Below are 21,190 nucleotides of genomic sequence, written 5' to 3' on the forward strand. Positions count from 1 at the left end.
CATCACGCCGCGCCGGCCAGCAATCCCGCGGCGACGATCACCAGCACGAGGGCGGCAATCGCGCTGAATTGGTAGTCGCGTTGATGCAGGAACATCCCTAACATCAATATAAGCCGCATTACCGGCAGCAGGATGAAAAGCGCGATGCCAATCGTCACAATATGCGTGCCGGCCGTCATTGAAAGCAGTCCGGGGTGCGCTCGCATGCCGGGCAGCGCGCTTTCAAGGTGGTTTTTCAGGCCGCCTGGCAGGCTGATTGCAAGGCCGGCCGCAATCGTGGCCGTCGCCACCCATGTGCCGTAGTGCAGGAGTTTCGCAAGCCAGTGTTCGAGCCGCCCCCCGGCCGGCGCGATGCGGCTCATGCCGACGCACCGGAAAGGTGGACGCCGAAGGCTTCGAGCAGCATCTGCACCGCAAGCACCGTGAGCACCACGACAAAGAGTACGCGCAGCTTGTCGCCCGAGACCCGTGTGAGGATGCGCGCGCCGAGCACGGCACCCACCACCGAGCCCAATGCCACCGGGCCGGCGATGGCAGCCACAATCTCGCCGCGCAGGAAGTAAGCGCCGGCGCTGGCTGTCGCCGTCACGCCGATCATGAAATTGGACGTGGCGGACGAAACCTTGATCGGCAAGCGCAGCGCCGTATCCATGGCCGGAATCTTGAGGACGCCGCTGCCAATGCCGAGCAACGCCGAAATCAACCCTGCTCCGACCATCAGGGATAAGCCCAGGGGCACGCGTTGCACGCGATAGTCGACATCGCGTCCTAGCGCACGATCCGGATAGCTTGAATCCAGACGTAACGAAGCGCCCCACGAACGTGTGCCCGCCGCGTTAGCGCTTTGACTGGCGACCGGGTCGGCACGCCGTGCGAGCATTTGCTGGGCGGAGAGCAGCAGAATGACGGCAAAAATGAAAAACAGCACAGGCACCGGAATGAGCCCGCTCAACAGCACGCCGGACAATGCGCCCAGCGTGGTGGCGGTTTCCAGCACCACGGCGAGGCGAACATTGGTCAAGCGGCCGCGCAGGGAGGGCGCGGCGCCCCCGCACGAACAGGCGATCACCGAAACGATGCTGGCGCCAATCGCGACGTGAATATCGAGGTGACCGAACATGGTCAGAATGGGCACGATAAAAATGCCGCTTGCCATGCCGAGCATGCCGCCCAGCGCACTGGCCCCGAACGACACCGCGAAGAGCCACAGCGTGTAGCTCAGATCCATCGCGGTTTGGACGCCGGTCATTGGCTATTCGGCTTGCGCCGGGCGAGACGGGTAACGAACTGGATCTGATCGCCGCGGTAGTACAGCTTTTCATAGTCGACCGGACGGTTGCCGTCGCCATACGAGGTTCGCTCGATCAGGAAAATCGGGCTGCCCGTATCGACCTCGAGGGCCTGCGCGACGGCTTCGTTCGCGGCGATCGCTTCGAGCCGGTATTCGGCTTCGATCAGCGGAATGCCGTACTTCTCTTCGAGCAGCGTAAAGATCGGCTCCGCTTCCAGATCGTTTTCAATGATCTTTTCGCCGATGTCTTTCGGCAGCCAGGTTTCGTCGAAGGAAAGCGGTGTGCCGTCGGCGATGCGCACGCGCTGAATGTGGACGACGGGCGTACCCGGTTCGAGCGCCAGCTTGCTGGCGACAGTGCCGCTGGCGATTTCGATTTGCCTCGCTAACAGCCGGGCGCTCGGATGGCGGCCATGTGCACGCATATCCTCGACAAAGCCGCTCAGTTCGGTGAGCGGCTGTGTGAGGCGCGGCTGCGTGACGAAGGTGCCTTTGCCGCGGCGGATTTCGATCAAGCCGCGCGTGATCAGGTTCTGCACCGTTTTTTGCAGCGTGGTGCGGCTGATGTTGAAGCTGGCCAGCAGGCTCGCTTCATTGGGCAACTGAGTGCCCGGCGGATACGTGCCGTTCGCGATCCGCTCGGCGAGTGCCGCTTCGACTTGTGCGTAGAGCGGGAGTTGGCTGATTCGGTCGGCGTTCATGCGTGACATCATGACGTCATGATGTCACGGTGTCAAGGCGCGATTTTGGGGCCGGCGTCAGCGAACGATGGTTACCGTGACAGCGGATTCGTAGCCGATTTGAACATGATCGTGACGCACAAGCGAGCTCGCGGCTTTCACCAGTGCAGGGTCGGTCACCTTGATCGAGTGAGCGGCACCGGATGCGTCGGCAATGGTCAGGACATGCTGCTTATGATTGATCGCGGTGATTTCCACCACGCCGTTATAGGTCCGCACCGCCTGGAAACCGTCTTTTCCAGCCTCTGCCGCGGACTGGGTCACTTTTACAGTGCGGGCCATGCGCGTGAGCGGCGTACCCTTCGCGCGAGTCAGGCCGGTTACGTACGGCTCCTGATAGCTGATTGCAATCTTGTCGCCGATGCGAACACGATCCAGCACGTCAGTATGATCTTTTGCATTGAGGCTGAGCTGTTGCCCACCGCTGCCCGACACGACAATGATCGAATTCTTCTTGTCGATGAAACTCACTGTGCCGCTTTCGTTATCCACCGTCGCGCCGCTTTGTACCGCGGGCGCCGGTGCCGAAGCGACGCTGTCCGCGGCGGCACAAACAGACAGCCAGGACGACAGGCCGACAACAACGGCGACGGCCGCACATCGTCGTCCGACGGAGGAACGATCATTGGAGTGGTAAAACATGGGAGCCCCTTGAGTAAGTGCGTTTCCGGCCAGCGAAGACGCAGCGCCAGTACGTGCCGCGTATGACCAGTGAACCGCAATGTCGGTCTGGTAAGTTCACGTCCATCATGGCGGTACCGACGCGGTGTGATGCGTTGTGATGCGTGAGTCATGCGACGCGCCGGCCGGCTGATAGAGCGTACACCACCCAATGCCGGGAAGTTTTACCCTCCCGGCACGCAAGTCAATTTCTGTTATTGGGCTTGGGCGCCTTGCGGCGTGACCTGCACGGCCGTAGCCGACTCGAACGCCGCGTGCACGGTGTCGCCGGCCTTCAGATCGCTGAGATCGATGTCCGGACCGGCGGCAAGTGTTTGCGACTGGTACGGGCCACGCAGCGTCACGAGACGTTTCTTGTGGTCCACCTTAAGCACGGTAGCGATCAGGTCGACGCGATGTGCCGATGCATAACCCGCCTTGCCCGGCGCATTAGTCGCGCCCGGCAAATACGTCTGCGTGTCGACGCGCTTGCGAATACCGGAGTCGGCACCTGACACCTTATCCGCGGTCAGCAGAAGGGCGTTCTTGTAAAGCACTTCCACCTTGTCGCCGATCTTCAACTCGTCGAATCCTGCAACCTCAGGGTTCACGGCAACGACAGCGACGTTTCCTCGCGGACCCTTCAGGCCGAGCGTACGGGCACCCATGTCGATGCTGACGATTTGAGCGACGACATGCACGGCAGCCCCTGCCGCGACAACTTCCGGCGTGGCGCTGGCCGGCGCATTCTGCGCTTGAGCAGTATGGGCGAATACCGAGATCAGCAGAGCGACTCCAACCGTTGTTGCTTTCATTCAAGCCTCGTTCGAATAGTTTTGAATTGACTTTTGTGCGGCAATTCTGTGATATTGCAGCGCCGCGCTTTAGGAAATTTCGCTTGCGAAGCGAGAATGTACGTAAGAACTATCTATAACGCAACTCTAGGGCGCTCTCTGATCGGGGCATGAAACCTTTAAGTCAGACTGGACGTTCGCATCAATTTTTCATGTTGTTCGGGAATGATAGAAGCCGTCTCGCTGAAAGATATCCCTCAAAAAACCTATGCAGGACGGGCTTCTCGCGATAGCGAGGTCGTGCGTCCACGTAAAGCGATGCATTGAAATATTGAATGCTATATGTGGGCGATTGGAGTGTTTCATCTATTTTTCATGGGAAATTTCCTAGTCGTTATGGGAAATTTTCTTTGCAGTGGTGGATGGTTAGAACGCACAATGGCGCCGAATCATTTATAGGATGCGAACCAAATTCGACCTGAATTTATGGTTGCGTGCGGCACTGTTATGGAAAGCCTGCTTCAAACACGCTGTTAATTCTCACGCGTATTGTTTGCCCGTCCGTAACTACGTCGGGCGGAAGGTCTTATTGGGCCAATTTCGCGCGTGTTGCAGGGCTTAAGGTGGCGTTGCGGGAGTGGCTTATTAGCGGCGCCATATCTGCCGATCCGGCAGCGCGAATGGCGTTCGTTGTCAGGGGTGCAGGCGAGGCAGCAGATGGGCGAAGGGCCGGGAGACGCGGTCCAGGGAAGCCGGCATAGGCCAGTGCAGATGGTTCTACATAAGGATGATTCATGACATTTCCAAAACCTGCCGCGCAAGGCGTGCGTACGAGGTCCGCAGTTGGCGGGGCCACTGTCTCGGCCCTTCTGGCGGGCGTGCTCCTGACACTCGGCGGTTGCAAACCGGCGGGGGTTCCGCCTGCCACGGGGCCGGCGCAGGTCACTGCACAAAAGGTCGCTGCGCATGAGGCGCCGGCCACCATGGAGTTCGTCGGCCAGACCGAAAGCGATCATGAAGTGCAGATCCGTTCGCGCGTGTCGGGCTTTCTCATCAAGCGCGACTACGTAGAAGGCGCGGTGGTGAAGACGGGGCAGGTGCTGTTCGAGATCGATCACGAACCGTTCCAGGTACAGGTCGACGCGGCCAAGGCAGAGCTTGCGCAGCAGAACGCGCGTCTCGCACGTGCGAAGGCAAATCTCGCCCGAGTGCAGCCCCTTGCCGAGCAGAACGCGTTGAGCAAGAAGGATCTCGACGACGCCGTCGCGAACGAGCACGAAGCAGCAGCGGCCGTCGATGGGGCGAAGGCCAACCTCGCGGCGAAACAGCTCGACCTCTCCTATACGTATGTCCGCTCGCCGCTCGATGGCGTAGCGAGCTTCGCGAGCCAGATGGAAGGCGCGTATGTGAACGCGCAGAACAGCTTGCTGACGACGGTATCGTCGCTGTCGCCCATGCGCGTGAACTTCAGCGTGTCGGAAAACCAGATGCTGCAGTTGCAGAACGGCCGCAAGTCGGGCCGCCTGACGCCGCCGTCGAACGGTCAGTACGAAGTCGAAATGACCTTGAGCGACGGCTCGACGTATCCGCAGCGCGGCCGCATTACGTTTGCCGATTCCACTTATAGCCAGCAAACCGGCACGTTCCTCGTGCGCGCGGAAGTGCAGAACGCACAGTCGCAACTGCGGCCTGGCCAGTTCGTGCGCGCCCGCGTGCTGGGTGCGTCGTTCCCGTCGGCGATCGTGGTGTCGCAACAGGCGGTGATGCATGGGCCGAAGGGTGACTTCGTCTATGTGGTGGAGCCCGCCGATAAGGATACGAAGGAGGGCGCGCAGTACAAGGCCGAGCAAAGGCCGGTGACGGTCGGAGAAACCGTCGGGGATCAATGGCTCGTCAACGAGGGTTTGAGAGACGGTGACAACGTGGTCGTCGACGGTGCGATGAAGTTGAGCGCCGGCGCCCCGATCGGGATTTCGAAGCAGTTGCCGCCCGCCGCTGCGGCGGCCGGCACAAACTGACGGAGCCACGCATGCTTTCTGCCTTCTGCGTAAAGCGCCCCGTCTTCGCAATCGTGCTGTCGCTGGTGATTGTGATCGCGGGCCTCGTCGCGATGTTCAACCTGCCGATCGCGCAGTATCCGGAACTGACTCCGCCTCAGGTCACGGTCACGGCGACCTATCCAGGAGCCGATTCGCAGACCGTGGCCGACACGGTTGCGGCGCCGATCGAAACGCAGGTGAACGGCGTCGATAACATGATCTACATGCAATCGACCAGTTCGCCGACCGGTCAGATGTCGCTGAACGTCTACTTCGACACGGGCACCGATCCCGATATCGCTCAGGTTCAGGTGCAGAACCGCGTCAGCCTCGCGCTTGCGCAGCTACCCCAGTCGGTACAGCAAAACGGGGTGAACGTGCAAAAGCGTTCGTCGAGCTTCCTGATGCTGATCGCCGTGTATTCGCCGGATGGCCGCTACGACCAGCAATACGTCGGCAACTACGCGAATCTGTATGTGCTGGATGCGCTCAAACGGGTGCCGGGCGCGAACCAGGCACAGATCATGGGCGACGCGGACCTTGCCATGCGTATCTGGCTCAAGCCTGATCGAATGGCAGCACTCGGCATTACCACGACGGACGTGCAAAATGCCGTGGCGAGTTACAACCAGCAATACGGCGCAGGCAGTATCGGCCAGGCGCCGAGTTCGCGCGGCACGGTGTTGAGCTTCCCGATCGTCACACCGGGACGTCTCGCGAAACCTGCTGACTTCGACAACATCATCGTGCGCGCGGCGAGCCAGAACGCGGCGGTGGTGCGCATCCGCGATATCGGACGCGCGGAGGTGGGGCAGAACAGCTATGCGCTGCGCTCGTCGCTCGATGGCAAGCCCGCGACGATTATCGCCGTGTATCAGCAGCCGGGCTCGAATGCGCTGCAGGTCGCGAAGGGCGTTCGCGATGTGCTCGCGAAGATGCAACCGACGCTGCCGCAGGGCATCGCGACGAAGGTGTCGCTCGATACGACGCAATTCGTCAAGGCGTCGATCGACGAGGTGGTTCATACGCTGATCGAGGCGGTGATCCTCGTTATCCTGGTCGTGTTCGTGTTCCTGCAGAGCTGGCGTACCACGGTCATTCCGGTGGTCGCCGTGTTCGTCTCGGTGATCGGCACCTTCGCCGGATTGCTGGCGCTCGGCTTCTCGATCAATCTGTTGACGTTGTTTGCGTTGGTGCTCGCCATCGGTATCGTGGTTGACGATGCGATCGTCGTGGTCGAAAACGTCGAGCGCAACATGCATCAGTTCAACCTGTCGCCGCGGGAAGCGACGTTGCGCGCGATGGAAGAAGTGACCGGCCCGGTGATCGCGATTGTGCTGGTGCTCTCCGCGGTGTTCATTCCGGTCGCCTTCGTCAGCGGCACGACCGGCATGCTGTACAAGCAGTTCGCGCTGACGCTGGTCGTCTCCGTGGTGATTTCCGGGTTTGTCGCGCTGACCTTGTCGCCGGCGCTCGCGGCCATGATTCTCAAGCCGACACACGGCAAGCCGTGGCGTGTTTTCGCATGGTTCAACACGAAGTTCGACAACCTCACCACCCGTTATACCTCGGGCGTACGCGCGGTGATGCGCCGGGCGACGCTGTCGGTTCTGCTGTGTTGCGCCATGCTCGTCGCGGTGTGGGGGCTCTTCGAGCACATTCCGAGCAGCTTTGTGCCCAAGGAGGATCAGGGCTACGCGCTGGCTGCCGCATTCCTGCCGGACTCGGCCAGCCTTGACCGTACGCAGAAGACGACGGAGCAGGTGGCGGACATGTTCAGGAAGCATCCGGCCGTCGAGGATTCGTCGGCGTTGTCGGGCTACAGCTTCATTGACGGCCAGTACAAGACCAACGCGGGAACCGTGTTCATTGCGCTGAAAGATTTCAAGGAGCGCTCGGGCAGCCTGAAGCTGTCGATTCTCGGCGTGATGCGCAGCCTCGTGCCACAGTTGCGCGAAATCCAGGAGGCGGTCGTGGTGCCGGTTGCGCCGCCGTCGATTCCGGGCCTTGGCACGCAGGGCGGCTTCGAGTTCTGGGTGCAGAACCGCACGGACGGCACAGCGGCGCAACTGGAGGCCACCACGCGTGCATTTATCGCCGCCGCTTCGAAACGGCCTGAGCTTGCCAGTCTGATGACCACCATCAAGTCGACGTCCCGGCAACTGCGCGTGGAAGCGGATAACGACAAGGCCGCGGCACTCGGCGTACCGATCTCCAACGTCTACGGCGCATTGCAGACGCTCTTCGGTTCGTTGTACGTGAGCCAGTACACACTCGACAGCCGCGTGTGGCAAGTGATCCTGCAAGCCGAGCCGCAATACCGCGACCGGGTACAGGACCTGCAGAACGTCTACGTTCGCCAGAGCGACAACAAGATGGTGCCGATCGCCGGCCTTGTGAAGACCTCGTACATCAGCGGCCCGGATCTCGAAACGCGCTTCAACGGTTTTCCGGCGGCGAAGATCACGGGCGACGCGGCACCGGGGTACAGCTCGGGTCAGGCCATCGCGGCGATGGAGGAGGTTGCCCATGCAACCTTGCCGCCTGGCTATGCGTTTGCCTGGAGCGGTGAAGCGTACCAGGAGCAGAAGTCCGGCAATACGACGGTCGCTGTGTTTGCCTTCGGCATTATCATAGTGTTCCTGATTCTTGCTGCGCAGTACGAATCATGGTCGCTCCCGCTTTCGATCCTGACGGCCGTGCCATTCGGTATTTTCGGTGCGCTGATTGCGATCTGGCTGCGTGGTCTCGACAACGACGTCTACTTCCAGATCGGCTTGGTGACGCTGGTGGGGCTGGCGGCAAAGAACGCGATTCTGATCGTCGAGTTTGCCGTTGAGAAGCGCAAGGAGGGCATGAGTTCGATCGAGGCTGCGGTGGAAGCGGCCCGACTGCGTCTGCGCCCCATCGTGATGACGTCGCTCGCCTTCATTCTCGGCGCGATCCCGCTCGCCATTGCGTTCGGCGCGGGTGCGAATTCGCGGCATTCGATCGGCACGGGCATTATCGGCGGGATGATTGCGGCCACCTCGCTGGCCCTGCTGTTCGTGCCGATGTTCTTCCATCTGATCACCTCGCTTTCGGAGCGGCTTGGCGGCAAACGTGGCAAATCGGGCGACAAGCCGGTGGGCCCCGAGGATGCGCACGGCAAACAGCCAGGCACACTGACTGGCGAAGGAGATGCGCGATGAAGCGACTCGGCGTCACACTCACCGCACTGTCGCTCGCGCTGACAGGTTGCGCGATTGGCCCTGATTACCAACGCCCGGCAACCGCGGACGTGCAGCGGTACCGCCACGCGGGTGCCGCGAACGCGCAGGCGAATCCGGATGTCGCGTGGTGGCAGGCTTTCGGCGATCCCGTGCTGTCATCGCTGGTCGAGGAGGCGATGCGCAACAACTACGACGCGCGGGTCGCGGCGGCGCGGATCGAGCAGTTCCGCGGCCAGATGGAGACCGCGCGCGCCGGGTTGTTCCCGCAAGCGGGCGTCTCGTTTGGCGCGGACCGGCAAAAGCGGTCGCTGTTCGCGAACACGCCGCTATCGGGTTTCGACGGTCCCAGCAACCAGTATCAGGCCCTCGGCAACGTGAGCTGGGAGATCGATCTGTGGGGCAAGATTCGCCGGCAGACCGAAGCCGCGAAGGCCGATCTCTGGGCGGCGGAATACGCACGACGGGGCGTCGATCTGTCGCTGGCGGCATCGGTTGCGCAGGGCTACCTTTCGCTGCGTGGCCTTGATGCCCAACTCGCGATTGCACAGCAAACGCTCGACGCGCGTGCGCACGCACTCGCGATCTTCAAGTTGCGCTACCAGCACGGCGTGATTTCGGAGATGGAGCTGAGCCAGGCGCAGGACGATTTCTATTCCACCGAGGCGGCGATTCCGCCGCTGCGCGAGAGTATCGCGCAGACCGAAAACGCGCTCTCGGTGCTGATCGGCAGCCCGCCTGGTCCGATTCCTCGTGGCAAGACGCTAGCCGGGATGCAACTGCCGCCACTCGACGCGGACCCGCCGGTCAATCTGTTGAACAGGCGTCCCGATTTGCTGCAGGCCGAGCAGAACGCCGTTGCGGCCAATGCATTGGTTGGCGCAACGGAGGCGCTCTATTTGCCGACGCTGAGTCTGTCCGCGTTTCTCGGGCAGGCGGCCAGCACCACGGGGGCACTCTGGCATGGCGCGTCCCAGATCTGGGGGATTTCCGCCGGCCTGACGCAGCCTCTGTTCGAAGGCGGCGCCATTCAGGGCCAGGTCCGCGTCGCGCGTTCGCAACGCGAGCAGGCACTGCTGACGTACCAGGGCGCGGTGCTCTCGGCGCTAGCGGATGTCGACAATGCACTCGTTGCGACGCAGGAGTCCGGGCTGCGCCTCGCCAGCCTGGAGAATCAGCAGAAGGCGCTGGTCATCTATGCGAGCCAGTCTGACGCACGTTACGAGAGCGGCTATTCGAGCTACCTCGAAGTGACGAACGCGCAGGAGAAGCTCTTCAATGCGCAACTCGCGGCCGCGCAGGGGCGGGTCGATCTGATGACCGGTTATGTGACGCTGTATAAGGCACTCGGCGGCGGCTGGACAGCGGTGCCGGAGGACGTGCGAAACGCGGGCGAAACCACGGTTGCGCCGCCCGCTTCGAAGGCAGTTGGCACGAACGGGTGAGGATCGGCGCCAGCGTCCCGCTGGATCGCGCCCTGACTGATCGACTTCATTCATTGTTGGCAAGGAGGTTCAGATGAAGCAAAGCCGGATTTTGAAATCGCTGATGGTCGTGGTCAGCTCGCTCGCCGCTTCGGCGGTATTTGCAGCCGTCATCATTGCGCCGATGGCGCCGCCCGCGCCGCGTGAGGAAGTCATGCCTCCCGCGCGCGTCGGCTTTGTCTGGGATCCGGGCCACTGGAACTGGGTGGCGGGGCACTACGTGTGGGCGGAAGGGCACTGGCTCGCCGTGCGTCCGGGCCACCGCTGGGTGCCGGGACACTGGACGCATGTGGGCGCCCAGTGGCGCTGGATTGACGGTCGCTGGACCGTATAAGACAACATAAGGCCGCGCTCTGCGCGCGTTCCTGATGCGTTCATGGTCTTGCCGGCGTGAATTCGGGCATTGCGATGCACGGCCGATCTTGCGCCGGCGTGGCGGCACGTTATGGTGCCGCCACAATCTGTCAAACCAAAGATGAGATTCCTTTTCAATGTTCAGTTGCGAGCCGCCACAGTTCGCATGACTAAGGGCCGCGTCAGCATGTTTGAGCGAATGTGCGTGCGATGGTCGACAACATCCGGTTTGCTCCGCGCCTGGTTGCGGCCCGGCCGGGCGACGGCGTTTGCAAGTTGGTCGGCAGCGTTGTTGTGTCTCGTGTTTGCCGTGGCAGCGGTGGCTGCCGAAGATGGGGCGTCGGCGGCTAGCACGACGGCATCGCCATCGTCGCCTGCCGAGTTGCGATTCATGGATCGTCCGATCGTCGAGTTTCGCAGCGTGGTCGAGGGCGCAACGCCCGATGTGCGCGCCGCGCGCGCGAGCGAGGCGCTGCATGCGCTGCCGGAATCGGCGTTAAATGCACCGATCCAGACCAGCGAAGCCACGATCGGTGGAACGACCGGCACGATATTCCGGCTGGGCGATCACATCCTGTTCATCGTTGCGCACGGCGATCGCGATCCTTCGCGTTCGCCGTCGTTCGATCAATTCGTCGACGCCACCAGAACAAACCTGTCCAGCGCACTGGAGGCGCGCCGCTCCGAACTGCATTGGCCCAATCTTCTGCGAGGGCTGCTGTACAGCATCGCGGGCATGGCTGTTCTGGTGGGACTTGTCTGGAGCGTGGTCAAGACCCGCGCGCTCCTGCAAACGAAGCTGCAGCGCGCGCTGGAGCACCATGTATTGCAGCGCACGGCGAGGAGTTTCGACTGGTCCGGCACGGCAGTCCAGTTGACACGTCAGATCGTGCAGTTGATCGCCGGCTTTCTCGTCTTGATCTTTGTCTACGGGTATCTGATTTTCGTGCTCGAGCGGTTTCCTGCAACGGAACCCGTGGGCGAAAAGCTGGGCGCGTTCCTGCTGGGTCTGCTCGGCCGGATCGGCCTGGCTGCCGCGGAAGCGGTGCCGGGAATCGTGACGGTTGTGGTGATCTTTTTGCTGACCCGTGCGATACAAAGCCTTGTTGCCAACACGTTTCGCGCTGTTCAGAGCGGCCGCGCGTCGCTGCCCGGGCTGCATGAAGAAACGATCGGTGCAACCCGGCGTCTCGTTTCCATCGGAATCTGGGCACTCGGCATTACCTTTGCCTACCCTTATATTCCGGGGTCGCAAAGCGATGTCTTCAAAGGCCTGAGCGTGCTGCTCGGCTTCATGGTGACGCTCGGTTCCTCAGGCGTCGTCAATCAACTGATGAGCGGCATTATTGTCGTCTACACCCGGTCGCTGCATAAGGGCGATTTCGTCAAGATTGGCGATACGACGGGCATTGTGATGGCAATCGATACGTTGTCCGTCAGAATTGCCACAGTGCGCAACGAGGAGGTCACGATACCGAATGCCGTGATAGTCGGATCGGTGATCGTCAACTATACATCGCGTATTCCGGGGCGGCCTGCAAGCGTATCGACGAGCGTGACGATCGGCTACGACGCGCCATGGCGCCAGGTTCGCGCGATGCTCGAGACGGCGGCAAGCCGCACGCCGCACGTGCTGACCGATCCCGCGCCGCTCGTCCTGCAAACGTCGTTGTCCGATTTCTACATCGAATATCAGCTGGTTGTACCGATCGATGCCCCCGATCTGCATCCTCGTGTGCAGTCGGATCTGCATGCCAATGTCATTGACGTATTCAACGAACACGGCGTTCAGATCATGTCGCCGCATTTCATGGGGCAGCCGCGAGAGGCCGTGATCGTGCCGAAGGAAAAGTGGCATGCGGCGCCGGCGAGCGATCGCGATCCGGCACGGTAACAGGCAGTGCGGCGGTGCGTTTCAACGATTGTTGCCGCACCGCGGGCGTTACGCGTTTTCGTCATCAATATCACTTCAGGAGGGTCTGTCTTTATTGTTATCAACGTGTTGAACTTAACAAGGCAACAACATCACGCGCTCGAATTTCGGGCGTATGGGATCGACAATCAACGAGAGACAACATGAAATACTTGCCGCTTATCGTCATGACCGCAGCGCTTGGCGCCTGTGCAACCCAGCCGGCCGCCAATGTGCAGTCCGTAGGAGAAAGCCAGCAGCCGGCGGCGGCAGTGGCGCAATGCATCGCTCACAAATGGGCAGACAAGTCGCAGCAACAAATCGTCTCGCAGGACGTGCTGGCGAACGGCCAGGCGGTCGACGTCTACGTGCCTGGCGCACAGCCCCCCAACGGCGCGGCGGCAACGGTGCGTCCGTCCCGCTCGGGTAAGAGCACAACCTGGGTGGGTTTCCGCTCAAGCGGTACGGCTGGCGGCGATGCAGCCGCCGATATCAACGCCTGCCTGTGACGTCTTGATGGCGGTGGCTGAACGGCCGCCGTGGTCGAAATAACTGACCCCCTACGTGCGTTCCGCGCACGGGAAACTCACTTCATGGAGCAAACGATGCAGAAAACGAAGTTCATTTTGAAGGCTGCTGCTGCGATTGTTGCTGGCACATTGGCGCTCAGCGGCTGCACCACGACATCGGATCAGCCGGCTTCCGCCGCCACGAACATGTCGAAGCGTCAGTCGATCGATGCGAGCGTCGACGGAACGTTGTCGCGCCTGTATTCCTCGGTCAAGGGCTCGCGCGAGCTCGTAGCGAAGGCACAAGGCGTGCTGGTGTTCCCGTCCGTTGTGCAGGCTGGTTTGATCGTCGGCGGCGAGCATGGCGACGGTGCGCTGCGCATCGAGGGCAGCACCTATGGCTACTACAGCACGACGTCGGCGTCGGTTGGCCTGCAGGCGGGGGCGCAGTCGAAGACCGTGGTCATCCTGTTCATGACGCGTGATTCGCTCGACAAGTTCAAGAACTCCGATGGCTGGTCGGCAGGCGCCGATGCATCAGTTGCACTCGTCAAGGTTGGCGCAAATGGAACCGTTGATACGACGACCGGCACAGCGCCCGTGGAAGCGATCGTGCTGACGAACACCGGCCTGATGGGCGACATTTCCGTCGACGGCACGAAGATCTCGCGACTCAAGATCTAACAGGTCACGGATCGCAAGGGCGCTTGCGTGACCGTGCGCAGGGCGATGCATTGACCGCATCGCCCTGTGTTGCCCTGTGTTGCCCTGCGGCGCCCTGCATCGCCCTGTATGACATGAGAAAAATGCATGTATCACTATGCTAAAAAATCGCGCTGAAAGTCACGTTGTCGACTGCCCGATCGCGATGGGGCTGCCTAAAATGAGCGCAGTTCTACAACTCATGGAATCGCTATCATGTTCGACCTCACCGGAAAAACCGCTGTCGTAACAGGTGGAACCAGCGGCATTGGCCTCGGTATCGCAAAGGGTTTTGTCCGCGCAGGTGCGCGTGTCGCGCTGGTTGGCCGTGACGAATCACGTGGGCGCGCGGCGCTCGAGTCGCTGGGCTCGAAAGGCGCAGGCCTGTATGTTCAGGCCGACATCACAGATCACGATCAATGCCTGAGAGTCATTCAGGAAGCCGAAGCGCATTTTGGCAGCGTGAATATTCTCGTCAACAACGCCGGCATGAATATTCGTCGCAACGTCGAAGAGTACACGCAAGCGCAGTGGTATCAGATTATCGACACGAATCTGAGCAGTGCGTTCTACTGCGCGCAGGCGGTGCGCGACGCGTTCGTACGGGCGAATGGCGGCAAGATTCTCAATATTGGCTCGATGCTGTCGTTGTTCGGCACCACGTATGCCGCCGGTTATGCGGCGAGCAAGGGCGGCATCGTGCAGTTGGGCCGGGCACTGGCAGTCGAATGGGCGGGCCTGAACGTCCAGGTGAACACGCTGCTGCCGGGCTGGATCGAAACCGAACTTACCGCGGAGGCGAAGCTGCTCTTCCCCGATCTGGAAGCGGGCATTCTGTCGCGCACGCCGCAGGCACGCTGGGGCCGTCCCGACGACCTCGCGGGTATCGCGGTCGCGCTGTGTTCGCGCGAGTGCGATTTCATTACTGGGGTAGCGATTCCGGTGGACGGCGGTTATTCGGTGCAGGGATGAGCAGCACAGCGTGTTGCGACGTTGCGGGCTGGTGGCGACAATCCGGCGGCGATTTTGCAACCACTCATGGTTGCCGGTGCCGTGGCGGGTGCGCTGGTGGTCGCGGGATTGATCTGGATGTGGATGCGGCGGCGCCGTGGGCTGGCGCGGTTTGGTGCCAGGTAGCGCGAGGCGCGGCGCCTCGTGCCATCGAGGCCGCCGCGCGGGTTCCGCGTGTTCCTTCAGGCAGGCTCACTGCTCGCGCGGGTAGCAAGCTGCGCGACTCGCGCATCGAGCACACTGTTAAGCCGCTGTACGTGCTCGCCGACGAGCAGCCCAAGCGTCTGCAGCGGCTCTTCGCCGTCCATTGCACGGTGTTCGGCATCGCCGCAGGCCGTTTCGACCGTATGCGCACCGATCAGGCGAATCGCGCTGCGAATGTGATGCAGTATCCCGACGAACCGTCTGCGGTCGTCAACAGCGATGGCCTGCTGCAATTGCGCCAGGTCGTCGCGATTGGCCTTGGTTATCGTATTCAGAAACGTGATTTCCAGGCCGGCGTCGCCTGCAACGATCTGCTCGATCGCAGCCGGATCGGCCAAACCCTCGAATGAGGCATGCCCATGATCCAGGGGCTCAGGCGGAATCTGAATGCATGTCACGTTTAACAGCGGCGCGATCTTCGCACTGAGTACGCCAAGGCCCAGCGGCTTGGTAAGGCATAGGTCCATTCCGGCATCGGCGCCCAGGCGCAGCATGTTCGGCTGGATGTTTGCCGTGTAGCCGACGATCACCGCCCGCTGGCGCTCCAACGTTGCTTCCTCGGCGCGAATGTGCTGGGCGAGCTCGTAGCCGGTCATGCCGGGCATGAAGCAGTCTGTGACGATCACGTCGAAGTCGGCGCGCTGCCAGTGTTCGATCGCTTCGATCGCGCTCTGCGCGCACACGACCCGAAACCCAAGATATTCGAGCTGCCGTTCAAGCACAAACCGGTTGGCCGGGTGGTCGTCGACGATCAACGCCGAGCACGCCGCGAACGTATCGCGCAGCTGGCTGACGGGTTCGACGTGCGAGTCTTCCTGCGTAACGATTGCTGCACGCGGCGCGTGGAGCGTCATACGCACGATCGTCCCGACGCCGGGCGAACTCATGAGGGCGAGTGTGCCGCCCATCAGGTCGGCGAGGTGCCGGCAGATCGACAGGCCGAGACCACTGCCGCCGAAGCGCGAGCCGATCGAAGGCGACGCCTGCGTAAACGGCTGAAACAGCCGTGTCTGCTGTTCCGCGGTCATGCCGATGCCCGTGTCGGATACCTGGATCTGGATCCTGACCCGGTCGTCGCTTTCCGGCGCGATCGTCGCATGCAGCGAAACTTCGCCGGCTTCCGTGAACTTCACCGCATTCGAAAGCAGATTGCTGAGGATTTGCCGCAACCGGAGCGGGTCGACGAGGGCGCCGACCTGATGCGCGTTGTCGACGCTCACGGAAAAGCCGATATGGCGCTGCCGCGCGAGCCCCGAGAAAATGTCGCCGACGCTGTTGATCAACGCGTTGCAATCGGTCGGCTCGCAGTCCAGCTCGAGTTTGCCGGATTCGATCTTGGATAGATCGAGGATGTCGTCGATCAGTGACAGCAGGCCTTGGGCCGAGTCATAAGCGGCGTCGATCGACGCATGCTGCGCGTCGATCGACCCGCGCGCCTCCTTGAGCAGTTCGAGCACACCGAGCACAGCATTCATCGGCGTGCGAATTTCGTGGCTCATCGTTGCGAGGAAGGTTGATTTCGCGCGATTGGCGTCTTCCGCGGACTGCTTCGCGCTCTCCAGGTCGCGTTTGAGCCGGGCCTGCTCACTGACGTCGATCCAGCCGCGCAGCGTGCCGGCAAGGGGGCCCGTGTGTTCGTAGAAAGGGGCGAGCCACATATGAGCGTCGACCGTGCGGCCGGACACGCTCCAGGTTCGCTCGAAAAACGCGGGTTGCCCGTTGCGCATGACGTCCTGCCTGACCTGCTCGAACCACTGCGCGTCGCGCTCGTCCACGCGGTCGATTTCGTCGACGCGCCGCCCGATCAGGTCCGTGCGGACCGATTCGTGGGCCGAAACAAAGGCGTCGTTGCATTCGAGCAGCCGCCCGTCGACATCCCACGCGGAAATCGGAAAGGGCAGGCTCGACAGCAAGGTGCGCTGGAACGCAAGCCGGTCCTCCAGTTGCGCTTCAGCTCGCCGGCGCCGTTGGATCTGCTTGCGCAGCAGGTAATTCCAGACCAGGAACAGCACGGCAAGCACGAGGATCCCGAGAACGAACGCGAGGACCGCCGGGCGCCGTTGATCCCAGCGGGACGCCGCGTGTCCGGCGAATTGCCATTGCTGACGCAGTGCGTCCATCTGCGGCACGGGTATCGACGCCAGACCCTTGTTGAGGATAGCTACGAGTTGCTGGTCGTCCGGCCTCACTGCGAAAGCGACCGCCGCGGACGTGTCAGTGGTCTCGCCGACAATCTTCAACGTGGTTCGAAACTGCTGGTTGATGACGTAATTCGCCGTTGTAATGTTGGTCAGCATCGCATCGGCCTTGCCCGATGCAACGAGGTCCGCCGCGGCCCAGACATCGTCTGCCTCGACCGCGGTGGCGCCGGCGGCCTCCAGCGCGGCGGACGTGGTGAACGCGCCGGGGGAGAGCGCCACCCGCCGCCCGCGCAGTGACGGCAGTCCGGTATAGCTGCGATCGGCGCTCGCGATGATCACTTCGGGCGTCGTGGAATAGGGCGCGGCGCTCAGCCAGCCCCGCGGCGCGGTGCCGGGCGCGGCCGCGAGCATGTCGGCGGGAATATCCGCCGCGCTGGACGCGTCGGTCTTGACGAGGACCGGCTCGAACTGCAACCCGGTCCGTGCGCCGATCACGTTGAGCAGGTCGATGCTCAGCCCCACCACGGATTCCCGGCCGGTGCGGAACGCAAACGGCGGAAGGTCGTCCGTTACCGCGTATCGGACGGTCCGATGCTCGCTGATCCACAGTTGCTCCGATGCAGTGAGCGCAACCTTGCCGTTGAGCCCATAGTGCATCCCCAGTCCTTCCCAACGCGTACGAATGGCGGCCTTTGCGGTCACCGGAACCTGCCTGAGAATATCGTCGATCATCTGCATGAGGACGGTATTGTCAGCGGTCGACGCAAACCGGAAATCGTCCATGTCGAACGCCGCGAAGTCGGTGACTTTCACGTTGAGCAACTGATGCTGCTCGATCAGAAAATTCAGCGCGGTCGCGTTGCCGATACAGCTATCCGCGCGGCCAAAGGCGACGGCTTCCAGTGCGCTCTGGATCGACGGGTACGGGGTGAGTCGCATGTCGCCGTACGACTTGCGCAGTTCCGCATCGTCGACCATGCCGCGCACGTAGGCGAGCACCTGCTGGCCCGTCGGGCGGGAGATCGAATAGAGGGAATTGTCGATTCTCGTTGCCACCGCCAGCTTGTTGCCGAAGTACGGTGCGCTATAGGCTAAGCTGCGTTCGCTGTTGCCGTGCTGCGCGCTCGTCACGAGATCGATCTTTCCCTGCGCGAGCGCGTTCATGAGTTCGACCCGGTTCGGCCAGGCGCTGACTTCAATATTTGCATGCCATGCCGACGCGAACATGCCGAGGTACTCGGCGGAGACGCCCTCGTAGTCGCCCGCCACGTCGACGAGGTCGAGCGGTCCCATGTCGCCGGGCACCATGCCCACGCGGATCACGTAGTTGTGCCCGGCGAGCCATGCATGCTGGCTGGAAGAGAGCGATGCGCGTGGCGAGACGCCGTTCCGATGCGAGACAACGTGAAGGGTCGGGGCGGTCCATGCGAGCGTCGGCTGGCATGCGGCCCAGCCGACGAGTCCGATCCAGGCGGCGAGCAGATAAGCGCGACAGCGGCTCATGCTGGCCCGTCAGATAAGGTGATGCGCGTTCGCGAACGCAGCCAGATCGACCACATTGGTCAATCCGAGCTTGGCGAGGATGTTGGCTTTGTGCGTGCTGATTGTCTTGTTGCTGAGCGAGAGTGTTTCACCGATCTCCTTGTTGCTGCGGCCCTGCGCGAGGTAGCGCATCACGGCCTGTTCGCGTTCGGTCAGGCGTGCCAGCAACGATTCTTCAGGGTCTCCGGAGACCACGACACTCGCTTCAGCCGGAAAGCAGTTGAAGCCTGACAGTGCCGCTTTGACGCAACTCAGGATGTGCGACGCATCCTTGTTCTTGCTGACGTAGCCATTCGCACCGGCGCTCTGGCAGCGCGTCGCGAATAGCTCAGGCGTATAGGACGACATCACGAGTATCTTGACTTCGGTATCCGTCGCGCGCACGCGCCGGATCAGATCGAGCCCGTTCAGACCGGGAATGTCGAGATCGATGACGAGCAGATCGGGCTTGAGGTCACGATAGAGTGCGAGACCGTCGCTTCCATCCCCCGCGGAGCCGACTACCTTGAGTACGGGATCACGCTCGAGGATGCTCGTGAGCGCGATGACCATTGCCGGGTGGTCGTCGATCAGCACAATGCGATACATGCCACACTCCTTTTATGATAGTGGTCTGCTCGATGCGTCTTGAGCACTTGGAGGGTTTTGAAATTGTGAGATAAGCGGAATATTAATGCATCTATGCAGTCAAGCCGCTCAGAACCTCGTTGCCCTCCACGGTGCTAAACAACACAGTGCGTCTCTCGACGACGGCACTATCCGCCGCGCGTCGTGATGACGCAGACCGTCACCCGTCAGGAAACTCTGCTTTCTCGGGCAGGAAGGCGGCCGCCGACGGCTTGCCGTAGCGTGACGTTGCCGGCCGCCCTATTGCCGACGTTAAGACCAACATTTTCGTCGTACGCGAGTGCCCGCAACGCCGCGAAATACGCCAGATACGCTAGGAATTTTCGGAGTCGCTGCCAATGCGGGGCGCGATCCGGTTCCGTCAGGGTAGAACAGCATGGCCGGTTAAACCCGGCGTCATACCACTTTTGCTTGCAGGGTCAGCGGGTTTCCTGACTCTCCAGAACAAAAGCCCCTCGCATTCGTCATGCAAGGGGCGTCGCATGAGCGCCACGACCGGCGCCCGGCATGCAGTGTCGTTTTAGAACCGGTGACGAATGCCGGTGGTTACCGCGACCTGCTTGTTGTTTGACGATGCGGACAAGCCGTTGATGTTGGCGCCGATATCAAGGCCGTCTGCGCTGACGTGCTGGTAGACGCCCTGCAGGTAAACGTCGGTGCGCTTCGACAGGGCGTATGACGTCTGCAGGCCGATCTGTTGCCACTTGGGGTTCGCTCCATTCAGGCTGCCGTTCGTGTAGGTATAGGCTGCTGAGACGTTCAACGCCGGGGTCAAGTGGTAGCGCGCGTTGATTTCGTAATTGTTGAAGCGGGCATCGCCGTTCAACGGGACATTGCCCGTAGTACCGGCATTCGCGGCGTTGATGCCCACAGCGTTGTCCAACCGGGTCTGCGTGAACACGAAGCCCGCTGTGGCTGGGCCGAACGTATAGTTCACACCGGCTCCCCATGTTCGCTGGCGCCCCGCTGCGAAGGTTGCGTCACCGGTCACCGCACCCGGATCGCTGACTGCCTGCTGCAGGTTGTTCGGATCGTTGTTCAATTGCATATAGGCTGCGGCAACATTCAGTCCGCCGTAGTTGTACGACGTACCGACGCTGTACGCGCGGTTATTGGAGAAACCGTCCGACGAGTTCGAGAAGCCGTAAAGGGCACCGACCTTCAGGCCGCCCCAGTTGACGCTCTGGTATTTGACCGAGTTGTTGATACGGAACGAGTTGGCCAGGTTGTCGTTGTCGTACGGGTGCGCGAACTCCGTGCCACCGTACTGCGTGCCGGCTAGTGCAAGCGGGCCGAGATAGTCGACCACGTCGTCGTACTGGCGCCCGAGGGTCACCGTGCCGGCTTTGTCGCTCGACAGTCCGACGTAGGCCTGGCGGCCAAATGCCCGGCCGTTCTGGCCCAAATTGCCGTTGTTGATCGAGAAGCCGTTTTCGAGGCGGAAGACGGCTTTCAGACCGCCGCCGAGGTTCTCGCTGCCGGCCAGGCCCCAGCGGCTGCCTTGCGTCATACCGTCTGTTGCCGACCAGTTGCTGTGGCCGCCTTCGTTGTTCGCATACGTGATGCCTGAATCAATCAGGCCATACAGCGTCACGCTGCTTTGCGCGTAAGCGGCCGTCGAAGCCGCACCGGAGAGGGCAACAACCAGAAGAGTCTTTTTCATCGATAGCGAGTTCCATGAATGGAGCAAGAAAGCCTTGCCCGATTTTCAGAAGAGGGCCGTGAGTTTGAGGCGCGCGGAATATGAGTAAATGTCTGAGTGCGCTTGAGTGGAGGTGATCGGCCTTCGTGAAACTTAACTATACGATTCAGGTTTTATGATTTTTGACAAAATATTCTGATGCATCATCGGAATATTCCGAGATTCGGTGTAATTTATTAAATTTGTAAATGATTGAACTTTTGATTGAACCGATTTTAAGGTGCCGGGTAAAGCAGTGCTTGCCGCTTATGCGGTGCGTTGAGTGACAG

16 protein-coding genes are annotated in these 21,190 nt (G+C 61.5%); 8 read left to right on the top strand and 8 right to left on the bottom strand.

Translation table 11 applies throughout. The features are described from left to right. Window positions 1-2: 2 nt before the first annotated feature. From KHO23_RS25935 to KHO23_RS25955, 5 genes are all read right to left on the bottom strand, one after another. Complete coding sequence (locus KHO23_RS25935) at window positions 3-362, bottom strand: DUF1634 domain-containing protein (RefSeq protein WP_211614384.1); 360 nt, start codon at window positions 360-362, stop codon at window positions 3-5. Continuing rightward, window positions 359-1,249 (bottom strand): sulfite exporter TauE/SafE family protein, encoded by an 891-nt coding sequence (locus KHO23_RS25940; protein ID WP_407946071.1) that lies wholly within the window; start codon window positions 1,247-1,249, stop codon window positions 359-361. The genes KHO23_RS25935 and KHO23_RS25940 overlap by 4 nt, the downstream gene beginning before the upstream one ends. Further along, window positions 1,246-1,992: a GntR family transcriptional regulator gene (locus KHO23_RS25945; protein ID WP_211614385.1), complete on the bottom strand. Its 747-nt coding sequence runs from the start codon at window positions 1,990-1,992 to the stop codon at window positions 1,246-1,248. The genes KHO23_RS25940 and KHO23_RS25945 overlap by 4 nt, the downstream gene beginning before the upstream one ends. A gap of 57 nt (window positions 1,993-2,049) precedes the next feature. Beyond that, on the bottom strand, window positions 2,050-2,673 hold the full coding sequence (locus KHO23_RS25950) for a hypothetical protein (protein ID WP_211614386.1): 624 nt from the start codon (window positions 2,671-2,673) through the stop codon (window positions 2,050-2,052). A 233-nt stretch (window positions 2,674-2,906) separates the two neighbouring features. Then, the gene (locus KHO23_RS25955; RefSeq protein ID WP_211614387.1) at window positions 2,907-3,506 is read right to left on the bottom strand and encodes a hypothetical protein; all 600 of its coding nucleotides are present in this window, start codon (window positions 3,504-3,506) and stop codon (window positions 2,907-2,909) included. A gap of 773 nt (window positions 3,507-4,279) precedes the next feature. On the opposite strand from KHO23_RS25955, the gene KHO23_RS25960 reads away from it, so the two are divergent. The 8 genes from KHO23_RS25960 (at window position 4,280) to KHO23_RS25995 (ending at window position 14,666) form a co-directional block, all read left to right on the top strand. After that, window positions 4,280-5,503 (top strand): efflux RND transporter periplasmic adaptor subunit, encoded by a 1,224-nt coding sequence (locus tag KHO23_RS25960; RefSeq protein ID WP_211614389.1) that lies wholly within the window; start codon window positions 4,280-4,282, stop codon window positions 5,501-5,503. A gap of 11 nt (window positions 5,504-5,514) precedes the next feature. Then, complete coding sequence (locus KHO23_RS25965) at window positions 5,515-8,715, top strand: efflux RND transporter permease subunit (protein WP_211614391.1); 3,201 nt, start codon at window positions 5,515-5,517, stop codon at window positions 8,713-8,715. Next, window positions 8,712-10,178 (top strand): efflux transporter outer membrane subunit, encoded by a 1,467-nt coding sequence (locus tag KHO23_RS25970; RefSeq protein ID WP_211614394.1) that lies wholly within the window; start codon window positions 8,712-8,714, stop codon window positions 10,176-10,178. Before KHO23_RS25965 ends, KHO23_RS25970 begins: the two co-directional genes overlap by 4 nt. A 73-nt stretch (window positions 10,179-10,251) precedes the next feature. Next, entirely contained in the window at window positions 10,252-10,551 is a 300-nt protein-coding gene (locus tag KHO23_RS25975; RefSeq protein ID WP_211614396.1) for a YXWGXW repeat-containing protein, read from the top strand. Between the two features lie 411 nt (window positions 10,552-10,962). After that, window positions 10,963-12,465 (top strand): mechanosensitive ion channel family protein, encoded by a 1,503-nt coding sequence (locus KHO23_RS25980; RefSeq protein WP_211614398.1) that lies wholly within the window; start codon window positions 10,963-10,965, stop codon window positions 12,463-12,465. A gap of 182 nt (window positions 12,466-12,647) precedes the next feature. Further along, a complete protein-coding gene (locus KHO23_RS25985; RefSeq protein ID WP_211614400.1) occupies window positions 12,648-12,992 on the top strand; it encodes a hypothetical protein in 345 nt (114 codons plus the stop codon). A 96-nt stretch (window positions 12,993-13,088) separates the two neighbouring features. Then, the gene (locus tag KHO23_RS25990; protein WP_211614402.1) at window positions 13,089-13,676 is read left to right on the top strand and encodes a BPSL1445 family SYLF domain-containing lipoprotein; all 588 of its coding nucleotides are present in this window, start codon (window positions 13,089-13,091) and stop codon (window positions 13,674-13,676) included. A gap of 234 nt (window positions 13,677-13,910) precedes the next feature. Further along, the gene (locus tag KHO23_RS25995) at window positions 13,911-14,666 is read left to right on the top strand and encodes an SDR family NAD(P)-dependent oxidoreductase (protein WP_211614403.1); all 756 of its coding nucleotides are present in this window, start codon (window positions 13,911-13,913) and stop codon (window positions 14,664-14,666) included. 221 nt (window positions 14,667-14,887) lie between these two features. On the opposite strand, the gene KHO23_RS26000 is transcribed toward KHO23_RS25995, so the two are convergent. The 3 genes from KHO23_RS26000 to KHO23_RS26010 form a co-directional block, all read right to left on the bottom strand. Further along, window positions 14,888-18,553: an ATP-binding protein gene (locus KHO23_RS26000; RefSeq protein WP_211614405.1), complete on the bottom strand. Its 3,666-nt coding sequence runs from the start codon at window positions 18,551-18,553 to the stop codon at window positions 14,888-14,890. 9 nt (window positions 18,554-18,562) lie between these two features. Beyond that, a complete protein-coding gene (locus tag KHO23_RS26005; RefSeq protein ID WP_211614407.1) occupies window positions 18,563-19,180 on the bottom strand; it encodes a response regulator transcription factor in 618 nt (205 codons plus the stop codon). Between the two features lie 559 nt (window positions 19,181-19,739). After that, window positions 19,740-20,882, bottom strand: a complete 1,143-nt coding sequence (locus KHO23_RS26010; protein WP_211614410.1) for a porin — start codon at window positions 20,880-20,882, stop codon at window positions 19,740-19,742. Between the last annotated feature and the right edge of the window lie 308 nt (window positions 20,883-21,190).

Source organism: Paraburkholderia haematera, assembly GCF_905220975.1.
Lineage (GTDB): Bacteria > Pseudomonadota > Gammaproteobacteria > Burkholderiales > Burkholderiaceae > Paraburkholderia > Paraburkholderia haematera.